The sequence below is a fragment of the uncultured Kordia sp. genome, assembly GCF_947496985.1.
Lineage (GTDB): Bacteria > Bacteroidota > Bacteroidia > Flavobacteriales > Flavobacteriaceae > Kordia.
This window is the reverse complement of sequence record NZ_CANMEZ010000012.1, coordinates 101,672-117,728: the sequence shown is the minus strand read 5'-3', so window position 1 is coordinate 117,728 and position 16,057 is coordinate 101,672. Positions and strand designations below refer to the sequence as shown.

19 protein-coding genes are annotated in these 16,057 nt (G+C 32.4%); 5 read left to right on the top strand and 14 right to left on the bottom strand.

The annotated features are described in order from the left end of the window. Positions 1-228: 228 nt before the first annotated feature. Complete coding sequence (locus tag Q0828_RS22145; protein WP_298426778.1) at positions 229-2,022, top strand: ATP-binding protein; 1,794 nt, start codon at positions 229-231, stop codon at positions 2,020-2,022. 27 nt (positions 2,023-2,049) lie between these two features. Continuing rightward, positions 2,050-2,700 (top strand): response regulator transcription factor, encoded by a 651-nt coding sequence (locus tag Q0828_RS22140; protein WP_298426775.1) that lies wholly within the window; start codon positions 2,050-2,052, stop codon positions 2,698-2,700. A 98-nt stretch (positions 2,701-2,798) separates the two neighbouring features. Here the strand turns inward: Q0828_RS22140 and Q0828_RS22135 are convergent, their stop codons facing one another. From Q0828_RS22135 to Q0828_RS22110, 6 genes are all read right to left on the bottom strand, one after another. Next, positions 2,799-3,209, bottom strand: coding sequence for a hypothetical protein (locus tag Q0828_RS22135; protein ID WP_298426772.1), 411 nt, complete (start codon positions 3,207-3,209; stop codon positions 2,799-2,801). Between the two features lie 23 nt (positions 3,210-3,232). Continuing rightward, positions 3,233-4,366 (bottom strand): hypothetical protein, encoded by a 1,134-nt coding sequence (locus tag Q0828_RS22130; protein WP_298426769.1) that lies wholly within the window; start codon positions 4,364-4,366, stop codon positions 3,233-3,235. An 81-nt stretch (positions 4,367-4,447) separates the two neighbouring features. After that, a complete protein-coding gene (locus Q0828_RS22125) occupies positions 4,448-4,861 on the bottom strand; it encodes a DUF6691 family protein (RefSeq protein WP_298426766.1) in 414 nt (137 codons plus the stop codon). A gap of 3 nt (positions 4,862-4,864) precedes the next feature. Beyond that, complete coding sequence (locus Q0828_RS22120) at positions 4,865-5,422, bottom strand: YeeE/YedE thiosulfate transporter family protein (RefSeq protein ID WP_298426763.1); 558 nt, start codon at positions 5,420-5,422, stop codon at positions 4,865-4,867. 99 nt (positions 5,423-5,521) lie between these two features. Beyond that, positions 5,522-6,559: a cytochrome d ubiquinol oxidase subunit II gene (gene cydB, locus Q0828_RS22115; protein ID WP_298426760.1), complete on the bottom strand. Its 1,038-nt coding sequence runs from the start codon at positions 6,557-6,559 to the stop codon at positions 5,522-5,524. Positions 6,560-6,565: 6 nt separating this feature from the next. Further along, complete coding sequence (locus Q0828_RS22110) at positions 6,566-7,951, bottom strand: cytochrome ubiquinol oxidase subunit I (protein WP_298426757.1); 1,386 nt, start codon at positions 7,949-7,951, stop codon at positions 6,566-6,568. Between the two features lie 223 nt (positions 7,952-8,174). On the opposite strand from Q0828_RS22110, the gene Q0828_RS22105 reads away from it, so the two are divergent. The 3 genes from Q0828_RS22105 to Q0828_RS22095 all read left to right on the top strand — a co-directional run bounded on the left by Q0828_RS22105 (position 8,175) and on the right by Q0828_RS22095 (position 9,706). Beyond that, entirely contained in the window at positions 8,175-8,771 is a 597-nt protein-coding gene (locus tag Q0828_RS22105) for a class I SAM-dependent methyltransferase (RefSeq protein ID WP_298426754.1), read from the top strand. 131 nt (positions 8,772-8,902) lie between these two features. Further along, positions 8,903-9,238, top strand: coding sequence for a helix-turn-helix domain-containing protein (locus Q0828_RS22100; protein ID WP_298426751.1), 336 nt, complete (start codon positions 8,903-8,905; stop codon positions 9,236-9,238). Positions 9,239-9,412: 174 nt separating this feature from the next. Continuing rightward, the gene (locus Q0828_RS22095) at positions 9,413-9,706 is read left to right on the top strand and encodes a DUF1330 domain-containing protein (RefSeq protein ID WP_298426748.1); all 294 of its coding nucleotides are present in this window, start codon (positions 9,413-9,415) and stop codon (positions 9,704-9,706) included. Positions 9,707-9,775: 69 nt separating this feature from the next. Here Q0828_RS22095 and Q0828_RS22090 read toward each other — a convergent pair whose 3' ends face one another. The 8 genes from Q0828_RS22090 to Q0828_RS22055 form a co-directional block, all read right to left on the bottom strand. Next, positions 9,776-10,120: a rhodanese-like domain-containing protein gene (locus Q0828_RS22090; RefSeq protein WP_298426745.1), complete on the bottom strand. Its 345-nt coding sequence runs from the start codon at positions 10,118-10,120 to the stop codon at positions 9,776-9,778. A gap of 113 nt (positions 10,121-10,233) precedes the next feature. Continuing rightward, positions 10,234-11,640, bottom strand: coding sequence for an MBL fold metallo-hydrolase (locus tag Q0828_RS22085; protein ID WP_298426742.1), 1,407 nt, complete (start codon positions 11,638-11,640; stop codon positions 10,234-10,236). Positions 11,641-11,730: 90 nt separating this feature from the next. Beyond that, positions 11,731-12,528, bottom strand: coding sequence for a sulfite exporter TauE/SafE family protein (locus Q0828_RS22080; protein WP_298426739.1), 798 nt, complete (start codon positions 12,526-12,528; stop codon positions 11,731-11,733). A gap of 71 nt (positions 12,529-12,599) precedes the next feature. Beyond that, positions 12,600-13,235, bottom strand: coding sequence for a Crp/Fnr family transcriptional regulator (locus tag Q0828_RS22075; RefSeq protein WP_298426736.1), 636 nt, complete (start codon positions 13,233-13,235; stop codon positions 12,600-12,602). Between the two features lie 149 nt (positions 13,236-13,384). Beyond that, positions 13,385-13,546, bottom strand: a complete 162-nt coding sequence (locus Q0828_RS22070; protein WP_298426733.1) for a Lacal_2735 family protein — start codon at positions 13,544-13,546, stop codon at positions 13,385-13,387. Positions 13,547-13,821: 275 nt separating this feature from the next. Continuing rightward, positions 13,822-14,520 carry a DUF2490 domain-containing protein gene (locus Q0828_RS22065; RefSeq protein ID WP_298426730.1) on the bottom strand — a complete coding sequence of 233 codons (699 nt, stop codon included), beginning with the start codon at positions 14,518-14,520 and terminating at the stop codon, positions 13,822-13,824. A gap of 2 nt (positions 14,521-14,522) precedes the next feature. Continuing rightward, entirely contained in the window at positions 14,523-15,149 is a 627-nt protein-coding gene (locus Q0828_RS22060) for a carbonic anhydrase family protein (RefSeq protein WP_298426728.1), read from the bottom strand. Positions 15,150-15,202: 53 nt separating this feature from the next. Beyond that, the gene (locus Q0828_RS22055; protein WP_298426725.1) at positions 15,203-16,030 is read right to left on the bottom strand and encodes a universal stress protein; all 828 of its coding nucleotides are present in this window, start codon (positions 16,028-16,030) and stop codon (positions 15,203-15,205) included. Positions 16,031-16,057: the final 27 nt, after the last annotated feature.

The following is a 16,057-nucleotide window of genomic DNA, read 5'->3' as shown; positions in this document are numbered from 1 at the left end:
AGACTTATGGTTTTAGTTTTTTTAGCTAAAAACACCTCTGAAAATGCGGAGCATTCATAAATACCTTAATTTAAAAATAATAACTTGAAAACGCTATGTCTAAGTAGGTTCATTTTAAAAAATACGCAACTCATCGTATAGGAAAATCTTCGAAAAAGAAAGAACATTGTATATGTGATAATTTCACAGAAAACAGAATCAATCAAAACATTTTCTATCTTTATAAGGATGAAAAAACGCGTGCTTATATTCTTACTCTTACTTTCAACCTGTTTAGTTGCGCAAAATGCAGATATATTATCTGCAGAGGCAATTTCATTATTTGAAAAATACGAACAACAAAGTGAAGCATTCAATCAAAAAAGGCAATTGGATTCGATGCAAGTATACTTAGAAAAGTTAGATGCATTGTTGCTAAAAATTCGGGATTCATCCTATAATTACAGAGCAGATTTAATTCGCGGTTCTGTATTGACTAGAAATACGCAACCAGATCAAGCAATGAAAGTGTTGCTAAAAGCTGCCGAATTCTTCAAACTGCAAAAAGACTACAAAAACTATTATCGTGGACGTTATAAAATAGGGATTTGCTATTACTATGTAAATCGTCGTGAAGACACCAAAATTGCAATGTTAGAAGTATTGGAAAACAAACAATATGTAAGTGAAGATTTGGCAACAAGCGCCCTGGCAAATGTTGGTGCGGTTAATATAGAATTAGGCATGCAACAAAAAGATGAATCATTGTTGCAAGATGCTGTTCAACGATTTAATAGAGCAATTTTAATCAATAAAAAAAGAAAAAATTATACGAAACTTGCTTCAAACTATAGCTTACTTGCCGAAAGTTATAACCAACTCCAAAATAAACAAAAAGCAATTCAATTATTAGATAGTGCTATTTATTTTGCAAAAAAAGATAAAAATCTAGGACAAGAAGGTTTTGCATTGATAAAAAAGGCAAATCTTTTGACAAAAGAAAAAAGATATCTGCAAGCAAAAAAAATGTTTAATGCAGCCATTAAAACATATCAAAATGCAGACGACAATCCGTCTCTATTGTATGCATACATAGAAAAAAAACGTATGTATATGCTTATGGAAGCGTATGAAGCAGCCAGTAAGCTAGGAGATTCTATTTATAACTTAGCAATTGCAAACTACAATAAACGTTTTGCAGATGGAATTTCGGAAATGGAAACCAAGTACAAAACTGCTGAAAAAGAGCGTGAAATTTTAGAACAACGTTTTTTGCTGCAAGAGCGCAAATATCAACTCTATGGAGCATTAGGTTTGGCATTGTTATTCTGTATTTTAGGATATCTCTTTTACAATCAACAAAAATTAAAAAATAGGCAATTAATGAAAGAAAACAAGTTGAAAGTTGCCTTGAAAGAGATAGAAACGCAAAATAAATTACAAGAACAACGATTGCGAATTTCACGCGATTTACATGATAATATTGGAGCACAATTATCTTTTATCATCTCATCAATTGACAACCTAAAATATGCTTCAAAAGAGACTTCTGATGAATTCAAAAACAAGCTCAGTTACATCAGTGAGTTTACATTGGCAACTATAGATCAATTACGCGATACCATCTGGGCAATGAACAAAGATGAAATATCTATTATTGATTTACAAAGCCGAACTTTAGCATTCATTGAAAAAGCAAAAGTTGCTAGACAACAAGTGAAATTTACATTTGATAATGAAGTAACTAACACTATTCAATTTACAGCAATTGAAGGAATGCATTTGTTCAGAGTCATTCAAGAAGCAGTTAATAATGCGCTAAAATACGCAGAAGCAAGTTTGGTTACGGTACATTTTAAAGAAGAAAACAATCAGCTTATTTTTAGTGTAAAAGATAATGGAATCGGTTTTGAAAAAGAATCAGTTCAACTAGGGAACGGTTTGTATAATATGCAAAAACGTATGGATGAAATTAATGCGCATATTGATATTGATTCAATACCAAATAAAGGAACGGAAATTAGTGTAAAATATCATATTTAGAAAATATAAATTAAATAGAAAAATCACATGAAACTCAAAATTGCCATTGCGGAAGACAATCATTTTTTAGCAAAAGCTGTGATAGAAAAACTATCTTTTTTTGACGATTTTGCATTTAAATTTAAAGCTGCGAATGGTGCTGAAATGATTGGAAAACTGGAAGCCAATCATAATATAGATGTGATTTTGATGGACATTCAAATGCCAGAAATGGATGGAATTAAAGCTACAGAAATCATCAAGAAAAAATATCCGCAAATCAAGATTATCATGTTAACAGTTTTTGACGATGAAGAGAATGTATTCAGAGCAATTCAGGCTGGTGCAGATGGTTATTTGTTAAAAGAAATCAACGCAGAAAATATTCATAAATCAATTTTAGAAGTTGTCAATGATGGCGCACCTATGTCGCCAAGTATTGCGTTAAAAGCCTTGAAGTTACTTCGAAACCCATTAACGTTGACAAAAGAAGAAGAAATTGAAAAAGTAAAGTTGACCAAACGTGAAACAGATGTTTTATTACAATTGAGCAAAGGTTTAAACTATAACGAAATTGCAAACAACCTATTCATTTCTTCTGGGACAATTAGAAAACATGTAGAAAATATTTACCGAAAACTACAAGTACATAACAAAATGGAAGCCGTTCAAAAAGCAAAATCGCAAAAACTTATATAGTTTAGTCGTGAGAATTAGTAATGAGCAGTGAAATTTCTTATGTATGTAATGTTTAACTTTATTCAGTATCTTATAAAGTATGTAAAATAGCACAAAGTTTATTCTAAGCGTTTTTTCAATTTTGTTTTGAGTACAATACGTTCTCTTTTAATGGTTCTTCGCCCTTTATTATATAGTGTATTCTCTTCATTTTCGACCAATTTGGCAATCAAAAACTCAAGTTCTTTCGTAGAAAGTTTATTAGGTTGTTTTGCATACATTTCATCACCAAACTCAGTACTTTCTAGCTTTTTATTCCTTTTCAAGTTTGAAATCCAATATCCATCACCAGTTTCCAGATCAAAATAATTCCCAGAAATTCCATTTCCATTTAAACTCTGAAAAGCAGTATTGTTGAAATAAATTGTTCTTCCACTTTTTGAAAAAGAAACGCTTCCAATCCATGCAGGACTACCATAGCTGTAATCACTCTTTAATTCAATATACTTAATCTCTGGTTTCGCGATCAATATAATTTTGATATTAAAAATAACTATTCAATAACAATCTTTTTAATATAAGTTGAGAAGTTTTCTTGGCTTACGCCTAACTTTTCTTTGATGAAACTAAAAAAATCTTCATCTGTATCAACAGTTCGCAAGCCATCAATTATACCTTGCATTCCATGTTTTTCAAAAACCTTTTTACAAACAAGTCCACCAATAACATAACGAAATTCTGTGTGATGTTCTCCATTCGGAATGTAACCACGTAAATTTTGAAGTGAAATTTCAAGACCAGGATTTTCTAAAACATACGCTTTTAATTTTTCAATATGCCAATCCAATTCATTGCCACCACTTCCGCCCATATAAGTTGCAAAACCTTCATTTAGCCAAAAATGATCAGCATCAGGGAACAATTCGTGCGTATAAATATGAACCAATTCATGCGCATAATATGCTGAATTATTTCCTGCATAAACAGAACGATTACGTATGTCGGCTACACCACCAGTTTGTCCTGGGATATAAATTTTAGACATATAGTCGTACCCCAATAAACGGACAATTTCTCTAGAATAGCTACTAAGGAAATAATCAAAAGGAATAGGTGAGGTAGTAAACATTTTTGAAATTTCTTCATTAAAAACGTTCATCCGAATAGCATCTTTCTCATCAAATTGATGCATTGGATGAATGTAATACGTAATGTTACCAACTTTCTTTTTTTGCCAAATATCTTTGTGATATTGAGAGCTGTTGATCAATAGATATTTTCCATTCACTTTTTTAGCATACACGGAAAGGATAGCTTCCAATACAATAGTATTATTTTCATCTAAATGTGCTAAAGAAGTTTTAATTGCATAATGACCGTTTTCTACAGGAAATATACCAAGTATTGTACATTGAACTTTTGGAGTTCTAGTGCGTACTGTTTTGATGTTAACCATCCACAAAAAATTATCAGGAATCCTATATTGACTTGTGTCCCAATGCGTAGTTTCTGCATTTTCATATTCACCAGATTTTAAATAGGCTGTCCAAAGTGCAATAATTTCTTTTTCTTCAGGATCATTTGCATTTTCAACATTTGTATCAATTTTTACTTCAAAATCTGTCGGATTTTGAGCATGTCCAATGGTATTTACAATTAAAAAAAATAAAAGTAAAGCTTGTTTCATAATTGGCTGTTTGGTTTTCTAAATAATGAAACGAAGGCTTTTCAAATATATTTTAGAGATAAGGTCAAAAAACTAAAACAATCAATGTGGTAACTTATCTTTTAATAAACCATAGACGAAAGTTCCTAGCAATGCTGCTAGAATCGTAATGATAATAGGTGAAAATCCTGCGCCAACTAAAGTAAACATTGGTCCAGGACAAGCGCCAGCTAAAGCCCAGCCAAGTCCAAATAGGATTCCTCCAAAAGCATAACGAGCAAAACTTTTTTGTTTCGGAGGAAACTTTATAAATTCACCATAAAATGATTTTATTTGAAAACGTTTTATGAGTTGAGTAACGATGACGCCAAAAAATAAAGAAGTTCCTATAATTCCGTACATATGAAATGAATCAAATCGGAACATTTCATAAATACGATACCAAGAAGCTGCTTCCGATTTAAACATGGTTATTCCGAATACAATTCCAATCAGTAAATAAATAAGAGTTCTCATAGTTTAAAAAAGTAAAGGGAAAATTAAATGTATCATAACTAAGCCGCCAATAAAGAAGCCAATTACAGCGATCAAAGATGGAAGTTGTAAATTACTTAGTCCAGAAATAGCATGTCCTGAAGTACAACCACCAGCATAACGTGAACCAAAACCAACAAAAAAACCGCCAATGATTAAAAGAGAAAGATTTTTTATATCTGAAAATACTGCTGTAGAAAATAATTTTTCAGGCATATATGTGTTGCCTGCATTTTCAAATCCTAATTGTTGCAAATTGTCAATAGTTTTAGGATCTATAGCAACGGAAGTATCAATCGTTAAAAATTGATTTGCAATAAATCCACCAATAATTGCACCGAACACAACCACTAAATTCCAACGTTGTGTTTTCCAGTCAAATCGAAAAAAATCAGCTTTATTTCCACCTCCACAAATACTACAAATCGTTCTTAGGTTTCCAGATATTCCAAAGTTTTTTCCAACCATGATTAATAAAACCATAATCAATGCAATCATAAAACCAGAAACATACCAAGGCCACGGTTCATATATCCAATCCATATATTATCTATCATTTTTAACAAAAAAAAGAAAATCATATGATGTGGAAAGTAACTTTAGTTACAGAGCATTAAAAAGTAGTTAAGAAGTATGTTTTAATCAATAACTCGTTTCATCCAATTGTACTTTTCCTCTAAATGTACGGTATACAAAATAAGTGTATCCAAGTACTAATGGTGTTCCAATGGCAACAATAATCAACATGTTTTCCATTGAACCTTCAGAAGAAGCTGCATTATAAATATCAATATGATATTGAGGATCTACTGTTGAAAATAGTAAAGTAGGATACAATTCTATTGCTACCAAAACAAGCATAGAAGCAATAGTTAAAGATGAAAAAATAAAAGCTAATCTGTATCTTTTTTTGTTAGCTAAACGCGGAACATTGGCAATTGCTAAAAATGTAATTAATGGTGCTAAAAATAAGATTGGATTTGCTTTAAAATCATCTGACAAGTGTGGAATATATAATAATGTATACATGGTTGTGATTCCGAAAAACACCATAAACAGGATCATTCCTTTTTTCATGAGAAGTGTCAGTTTTGCAAACAATCGTCCTTCTGTTTTTAGTAATAAATAAATAGCGCCATGTGTCATGAATAAAAACAACGTTGTAAAACCAGTAAGTAGCGAATATGGATTTAAAAACTCAAAAAAACCAGCGCCCTGATATTGATAATTTTCACCAATAGCAATGCCTTGCAATACATTTCCTAGTACAACTCCTAGTAAAAATGCAAGCATAATACTAGAAACACTATAAATAATATCAAACATGTTTCGCCACCAAGGCCATTCTTCTTTTCCGCGAACTTCAATAGAAATTCCTCTTAATATAAGAAAGACTAAAAATAGCATAAATGGAATATACATTCCTGAGAAAAACGTTGCATACATCACAGGGAAACCAGCAAATAAAGCACCGCCACCAATCACCAGCCAAACTTCGTTTCCATCCCAAACTGGACCAACGGCGTTCATGGCAATACGTCTACTATGATCTTTTTTGAAAAACAAATGCCAAGCACCAGCTCCAAAATCGAAACCATCTAAAATCGCATATCCAGAGAATAATCCGCCAATTACTAAAAACCACCATGTGGGATAATCTAAGCCTAAAAAAGTTTCCATACGTTTTTAATTTCCAGTTACTATTTGTGTAATTTCTTTGGTATGCGGTCTATCACTATGTTCGTCTTCTGATGTTTCATACGGTCCATGTTGAATTTTTTTATTTAATAAATAGATAAAGAGTAAAAACAGCAACGTGTATACGATCAAAAACAGAATTAACGAGAACAATATCTGATTATCTGTGACAGCTTGTGAGAATGCCTGATTGGTTCGTAAATGTCCATAAACCACCCAAGGTTGTCTTCCCATTTCGGCAGCAAACCAACCTGTTTGATTTGCAATTTGTGGTAATATAGCGGCAAATACAAATGTCCATAAAACCCATTTTTTCTTAAAAAGTTTTCCTTTCCACCATAAAAACATGCCGTATAATGATAAAACAATCAGTAACATTCCAATAGCGATCATAATGTGATAAAACTGAAACACAGCATTAATTTGCCCAGGTCTGTCTTCTTCAGGAAAAGCATTTAAACCAGTTACGGGTGTTTCAAAATCATAATGTAATAAAAACGAAAGCCCGCCAGGAATTTTCAAACCAGTTACTTCTTGTGATTCTTTATCAACCCAACCAAACAAATACATATCAGCGGAAGCACTTGCAGGAAAGTGTCCTTCCATAGCTGCTAATTTTGCAGGTTGATTCACGGCAACGCCTTCGGCTGAGCTATGTCCTGTAGCTAATTGCGCTAATGAAAAAATAGCTGCAACTGCCAAAGCAATTTTAAAAGCACGTTTTGAAATGTTTACAAAACGATTTTTAACAATATAATAAGCATGTACGCTCAACACTAAAAACGCACCAGCCAATAAAGCACCAAGCCACACATGCAGTATTCTATCTACGCTTGAAGGATTGAATACCATTGCCCAAAAATCGGTGATTTCGGCACGTGCGTTGATTCCTTCCCCAACTATATGATACCCTGCAGGTGTTTGTTGCCAACTGTTTGCAACTACAATCCAAACGGCAGAAAACATAGAGCCTAGAAAAACGCCAATCGTAGAAACCAAATGTACCCAAGGTTTTACACGATTCCAGCCAAATAATAAGACTCCTAAAAATCCACTTTCTAGAGCAAATGCAAAAATTCCTTCTGCAGCAAGCGCACTTCCAAATACATCACCAACATAGCGTGAATAGACAGCCCAATTGGTTCCAAATTCGAATTCCATAACAATTCCAGTTACGACACCAATTCCGAATGTAAGCGCAAATATTTTTGTCCAGAATTTAGCAAGAATATGATATTGTTTGTTTTTAGTACGCATATATGCGCTTTCAAAAATGACCATTAAAAGTCCTAGGCCGATACTTAAAGGAGGATAAATGTAGTGAAAGGCAATAGTGAAAGCAAATTGGATTCGAGCGAGAATTTCTGTATCCATAACGAAGTGTTTTGATATAACAAAGATACAGTACAAAGCTCAAAAAAAGAGGTGATTAAGGTTACATAAAACGTTTTTTTAAGAATTATTTTTTATGTATATTATACTATATAAAATAGTGAATTCTAACAGATAAAGACTGCTTTTTTGAGAAATATTTATACCGCTAAAGGAATTATTTTTGTCGGTATAAAAATGATATCTTGGTTCAAAATTTTAACGAATGAAACAACACGTATTGACCGAAATTTCAGGAAATGCAGATATTTATTTAATTGATCAAATTTTAAAAGGTCGCTATCAAGAAAATGATGTCATTTTAGATGCAGGTTGTGGAAGTGGTCGAAATTTGCATTATTTCCACGAGAGTGGTTTTACTTTTTATGCAATTGATATAAATACTGAACATATAGCGCATCTTCAAAAACGCTATCCTAAACTTTCTGCTAATTTTCAAGTTGCCACATTAGAAAAGTTACCATATACAAATGCTACTTTTGATCATATTTTATGTAATGCCGTGTTACATTTCGCGCAAAGCGAAACACATTTTAAAGATATGTTTGCAGAATTGGTACGTGTACTAAAGCAAGGAGGAAGTTTATTTATACGGATGACTTCTGATATTGGTATTGAAGGAAAACCAACACACGTACAAGATGGCGTATATTTTTTGCCTGATGAATCCAAACGTTTTTTATTGACGCGTAAATTATTGAACGAAATACTTTCAACACATCAACTTTCATTATTAGAACATGTAAAAAGCACCAATGTAAACGATTTACGAAGTATGACGACGTTGGTGTTGAAAAAATAAATTCAAGTTATTGATATTTAGTGTTTTGAAATGTTTGTTTCGCTCTTTTTAAATAAACAGACTTTATTTTTATTTGTAGTTTGCTACATTTTGTGTAGCTTTGCTATCGAAAATGTAGCAAATATAATTTTATGTCATTACCAATTCCAGGAAAACCAGTACGAGGATCAAAGTCAGGAAACCATTTAATGGCTCTTTTTGATTTATTAGGAAGAAGTTGGGCTATGGGAATCATTTGGAGGTTACAAGAAGGTTCTTGTACGTTTAGAGTGCTTCAAGAAAGATGTGAATCTATCTCACCAACAACACTTAATAGAAGATTAAAAGAGTTAACTCAAGCTTTTTTGATAGAAAGAACAGTTGAAGGATATGCATTAACTGCTAAAGGAAAAGAAATTTTTGAACTCCTTGAGCCTTTAGAATCTTGGGCTAGAGTATGGGCTAAAAATTTTGAAACAGCTGTATAACATATAATTTCAATAACCCAGTTGAAGTTAAAGAATTGCAATAGTTTTCTATTAAAGAAATTAATGGAATGGTAGAAAGTAAAAACACTTTTACTATCTAGAAAAAATTCTATTTCAAATTATATGATAACGCTATGGGTAATACAAAATAGTTAAACAATTAAAAATAAAATAATGAGTAAAGTACATGTAACAATCGTTGCAACAGTTAATCCGGAAGGAAAAGAACAATTAGCACATTATATTGAAAAAGTAGGTGATCTTTATAAGAAAGTACAAGCTAAGTCAGTCAATAAATTTAAAGTGTCAAAACCATTAATCGGTACTTATACACCTACTATAGTTTCCATTATGGAGTTTCCTGATATGAATGCATTACATGATGTTTTTGAAAGTGCTGCATATCAAGAATTAATTCCATACCGTGATAAAGCTTTTTCAAAATTGGAAGCTTATATTAGTGAATAGATAACGCATAAAATTAAAGCGATTCGAGTTAAAACTTGAGTCGCTTTTTATTTTAAAACAAATTTTTTATTACTTCCAAGCTTTGTAGCCACCTTTCAAATCATAGATTTTCTTAAAACCGATTTGAAGTAATTTTTTGGCAGTTCGTTGGCTCCTATTTCCCGAACGACAATATAAATAGATAGGTTGTTCTTTATTAAATCCTGCAAAATTTTCATTAAAATGTGCACGGTCAAAAAAATCAATATTAACAGCATTTTCAATATGTCCGCTTTTATATTCTAAACTAGTTCTAACGTCCACTAATTGTACTTTTTTAGCAGTAATAGCTTCTTTAAATGTTGTAGAATCTAGAATTTCTATATGATCTGAAGGCGTTTCTTTTTTGCCAAATAGCGCATTTATGAAAGACATATGTTTTAGGTTTATTTTAATACAAAAATAGATTGTTGTTGATTTAGACGCAGTAACTTTAGTTACATAACAAAGCTTTACAAAGTTCTAAAACTTCATAAAGCTTTTATTTATTATAAGCTAGAAGGGCAAACAAAATCTGAGATAGGAATGTTTGTTTCTTTTATTGCTTTAAATCCACCTTCAACATTAATGAGGTTATGAATTCCTCTACTTTTTAGAATAGAAGCTGCAATGACACTTCTATATCCACCAGCACAATGCACGTAAAATGGGTCATTTTTTGGAAATTCTGCTAAATGATTATTTAGATAATCTAACGGTGTGTTTTTTGCGTTCAACATATGTTCTGAGTTGAATTCATTTTCTTTTCGAACATCAAATATTTGAAGATGATCGTTATAATCTTCTTTGAATTTTTCGGCTGTGACCGAACTTATGGTATCATACTCTTTAGAAGCTTTTTTCCAGGAATCAAATCCACCTTGTAAATACCCAAGTGTATGATCAAAACCAACTCTAGATAATCGTGTTACCGTTTCTTCTTCACGTCCTTGTGGAGTAATTAATAAAATTGGTTGTTGAATGTCGGCAATTAAGGCACCAACCCAAGGAGCAAAATTTCCGTTAAGCCCAATGAAAATTGAACGTGGAATGTGTCCTTTTACAAAATCATTTTGATGTCTAACATCTAAAATAATAGCATTTGTTTCATTGGCGATCATTTCAAATTCTGTTGGTAATAATGCTCTTGTTCCACGTAGTAAAATGTCTGAAATATCTGCGTATCCTTCTTTGTTAAGTTTTACATTTTCGGGAAAATAACTTGGAGGTGGTAACAATCCGTCTGTGACTTCTTTGATAAACTCTTCTTTAGTCATATCTGCTCGCAATGCATAATTTACATTCTTTTGATTTCCGAGTGTATCAATCGTTTCTTTCATCATGTTTTTACCACAAGCTGAACCAGCACCATGCGCAGGATACACAATCACATCATCTGCTAAGGGTATTATTTTTTCGCGTAAGCTATCATACAAATAACTAGCTAAATCTTCTACAGTAATTTCTCCCGCTTTCTGAGCTAAATCTGGTCGTCCAACATCGCCTAAAAATAACGTGTCACCACTAAATAATGCATGATCTTTTCCATTCTCATCTCTTAATAAATAGCTTGTACTTTCCATTGTATGCCCTGGCGTATGCAATGCAATAATCGTTATGTTTCCAAGCGGAAATTCTTGAAAGTCTTCAGCAATAATAGCATCAAAAGATGGTTTTGCGTTAGGTCCGTATACAATTGGAGCACCTGTTTTTTTGGCTAGCGTTACATGTCCGCTAACAAAATCGGCATGAAAATGTGTTTCAAAAATGTATTTGATAGAAGCATTTTGTTTTACAGCTTTGTCAATGTAAGATTGTACTTCACGTAATGGATCAATAATAGCAACTTCGCCGTTACTTTCTATATAATAAGCGCCTTGCGCTAAACAGCCTGTATATATTTGTTCAATATTCATAATATGTAATTTTAATATGATATAAAATTACGTTATAACAGAAAGATACACAGTAACTAGAGTTACAGAACAACTCCCTTTTTGGTGTGTTTATTGTTTTACAAAAAACTCCATGTAGAAGATGAAAATTGCCATGACGAAGATGAAATAGCCAAATCCCTTTTTAAGTTTTTTGCCATCGATAAAGTTTCCTAAATAACTTCCAATAAAGATTCCAACTAATGAAATGCTTGTGAATAATGCTAAGAATTGCCAATCGATCTCAATGGTTTGTGCATCGCCAAGAAAGAAACCTAATAAGGATTTAAAAGCAACGATAATAAGTGAAGTTCCTACGGCAACTTTCATCTCTATATTTGCTAATATGACCAATGCAGGAATAATTAAGAATCCACCACCTGCGCCAATGAGTCCGGTAACTCCACCAACGACTAATCCTTCTATTAAGATAAGTGGGTAATTGTAGCGGATAGTTCCTGCAGATTCCTTTTCTTTTCGTTTTTTGAGCATAGACAATGCAGCGGGAAACATAAGTATAGCAAACAAGCCAAACATTCCCATACGACGAGTAAAGTCAAATGTTCCTACTGTGAATAATATGTCAGGTAACGCGGGAACTACATAGTAACGAACTAGCGTAACGCCAACAATGGCAGGAATTCCAAAAACAATTGCTGTACGCCAATCAACATTTTTATTTAGATGTTGTTTTAGTCCTCCAACTAGTGAACTTGTACCTACAATAAAGAGAGAGTATGCAGTTGCTACTTTTTCGTCAACTGAGAATAAATAGGCGAGTACAGGGACTGCTAATATAGAGCCGCCGCCGCCGATAAGACCTAATGAAATTCCAATAATCAAGGCACTAGCATAGCCAAGTATTTCCATAGTTATTTTCGTTGTTTGTCAGTGCAAAATACAGTACATGCAATGAGCTAGCAGTAACCAAAGTTACATATTTAGGCTAAATTTATAATTTTAATATGATTTCTATGCAATTCTATGCTACCCAATTGTTCTAATTTTTTTAAAAGCCTTGATATTACTACTCTGGAACTGTGTAGATCATAGGCAATTTCTTGATGTGTATTGTGAATTGTCATGGTTTTATTGATACGAACTTTCTCTTTTAGGTAGTTGAGTAATCGTTGATCCATCTTTTCAAAAGCAACACTGTCTAGAATGTGTAATACTTCATTTAAGCGTGTATGATAACTTTGAAAGACAAAATTTCGCCATGTTTTATAGTTTGCGGTCCATTCTTCCATTTTTTGAACAGGAACCATGATCAGTTTTGTATCGTGTTCGGCAACTGCTTTTATTTCACTTTTGGTTTGTCCCATACAGCAATTCATCGTCATAGAACAGGTTTCGCCGCTTTCTAGATAATACAATAGTAGTTCATCACCTTCTTTGTCTTCTCGCATTATTTTAATAGCGCCAGAAATGAGCAATGGCATTCCACGTACATAATCGCCAATAGACATCATGGTAAAGCCAGCAGGAACTTCTTTATACGTGCCAACTTGTGCAATTTCGTTTAGTAAATCTTCTTCAAAAAGATGACCATAATTGTCTTTTAGTTCTTGAATCATGAATTGCGTTTTTGAGCTTCACTATTTTGAGTTAAAAATACTGAAAGTATTTAAAATCCAAAATTATAGTTTTTTGTAAAAGTACTCAGTAACAATGGTTACAAATGCCGTTCAATATAAAGTCATCAAACTTGATTCGGGAAAATTTTTTATAACGCTTCAATTTGTTTCATAATAGCTTCTGCTTCTGCTGTTTTTTGATCACTAAGTTTTCTGTTGGAAGTAGAAAGATCAAACGCTTGCTTGGTCAATTTTGTATACTGATCGTAAAGTTTATCTTTTACTGATTTCTTTTTGAATAATCCGAACATAATTTATCTTTTTCTTAATTTTTATTATACTGTAAAAATACGACTTAAAAACTACGATTGCTAGCATGAAGTTCTGCAGATAGCATAGTTTATTATTATTTTAACAACAATTGTTAAAACATTATAAACAAAGAAGTTGTGTGCTGTTTAGAAATGAAAAAACCACATCATATAATGTGGTTTTTGTAAACTATTTTAGCGTGTTAGAAAAGCTACAACTTCAACATTTGCTGTTGTAGCTTTTCGTAACAACAAAAAATAAACTAACTAAAGTTTTATTTTTTTATTTCTTTTTGTTTTTTGCGTAAATCAGTGTTGTACACAATACTAAATTGTAAATATCCTTTTCCAGTTGTGCTTACACGTTGATATAGCATTCCTGATTGTAGGTTTATATTTTTATTTAATTGATATCCAATACCACCATACAAACGATTTCTATCAAACAGTTCTTCTTGTCCGTTTACAAAAATTTCATTGTACGCTCCGAAGAAAAATGTTCCTTTTTCTATAACAGGTTTATTTACAGGAATAAATAACATTAATCGGTAACGAAAACGTGTTTTAAAATCGTCTTCAACCCAACGTTGTTCAGCTCTGTAACGATGTTCAAATTTTACGCGTCCTAACTTATTATTTGTAATTAATTGTTGCCAAATACGATGTTCTTCCGTTTCTGGACTGTCACGTTCACTATCATATACAAAACTTCCAATGTATGCATAACCAGCAGTAGCAAAGGCATTTTTGGTAAAATGATAGTTTAGTCCTGTACGCAATAACCATTGTTCTGTATTGTTTGGAAAAACGGTGTGATTACGAAATTGTACTTCAGTATGTATGCTGAACTTCTCGCTAATACGGTTTGAACCAAAATACATGAGCCAGTTACCTGTTTCATCTTGACTCCAACTTGCGAACGGAATCATGCAAAGTACCAGTAAAACGATACTTAGTTTCTGTTTTAAATTCATTCCTATAAAAACGTTACTTTACCATTGTTGATATCATACATTCCGCCAACAACTTTAATTTCTCCATTAGCTTCAAGCTCTGCTAATACAGGGCTTTGCTTGCGAATATTTTCAATAGTCATTTCTACGTTTTTAACAGCTACATTATTTACGAAATCAATATTTTTTGAATTACGTAAACTTTCATCTGTTGGTTCTGTAACAGCTTCTACCGCAGGTTCAATTTTGTTAATTAGAGCAGTTAAATTCCCAAGGCGTGCATGATCGCAAGCTCCTTTTACCGCTCCACAGGCAGTATGTCCTAAGACCACTACTAATTTTGTTCCTGCCAATTTACAAGCAAATTCCATGCTTCCTAAAATGTCTTCATTGACAAAGTTTCCAGCAATACGAACACTAAAAATATCTCCAATTCCTTGATCAAAAATTAATTCTGAAGAAACTCTAGAATCAATACAACTCAATACCGTAGCAAACGGGTATTGTCCTGTACTTGTGTCAGAAACCTGATCTAATAAATCACGACTTACTTGTGTACTTTGTACAAATCTTTCATTCCCATCTTTTAATGCTTGCAAAGATGAATCTGGAGTCATTACAGCTTGTGTTTCTTTTGTTTGTGCTTTCATATAGCTTTGTTTAATCTAGTTTTTTGTTGTTAATATATTACTATGTACCGTTATTATTGTAATTGTATAGTTGATGAGTTCTTTACAATTAGAATAGGTACATTAATTTTATGAATGGCTTCTTTTATGTTTGTTTTAAGATTTTTGAAGCGTGAATTTGTTTTTGATTGTTGATTCACACATAATATCCCAATATTGTTTTTTGCGACGTAAGTTGCAATATTATCCATAGCATTAGAACTATTTTCAAATACATAAGTTATTACGTTTTCTGCTTTTGGTATTGCTTTTTCAGAGTTTTTTTCTGAAGCTTTACGTACATGAAATTGCTTAATCGGATTTTTAACAAGTCGTTGTAAATCGGCAGTAATTCCTTGCGGTAAATCTGCTGTCGTTGTATTTAATAAACCTAAAGACATTTCTTCTGTAGTATGTATAGCAGTGTTTTTTCCAGAAATTAATACAGAACCATTAAAATTTTTCAAGATGAATTTTGTAAAACTATCTCCTAAAAAGTTGATGAGTTTTTTTGTGCGTTTTCCTAATACAATGATATCAGGTTTTGTACTTTCAATTTCATCAAGTACTTCGCTTTTTAAATGACCCAAACGAAAACTTGCATTTATCTTTATATTTTCTCGCTTGGCAATCTCTCTAACTAATGCTCTTAGCTTATGTTTGGTTGAGTAGCGTTCTTCATCAATCGTTCGCATAGCTGAATATTGGTTTTCGTATTCAGCAACATCCGAAGGTTTTAATACATGAAAAACGTCAATACTTCCGTCTATAATCTTTGCAAGATTTACAGCGTTATCTAAAGCTCTGGTAGATGATTTAGATAGATCAGTTAAAACAAGTAATTTATACTTCGGGTTGCTCATGATGCTTAATTTTAATGGTTAAAATTT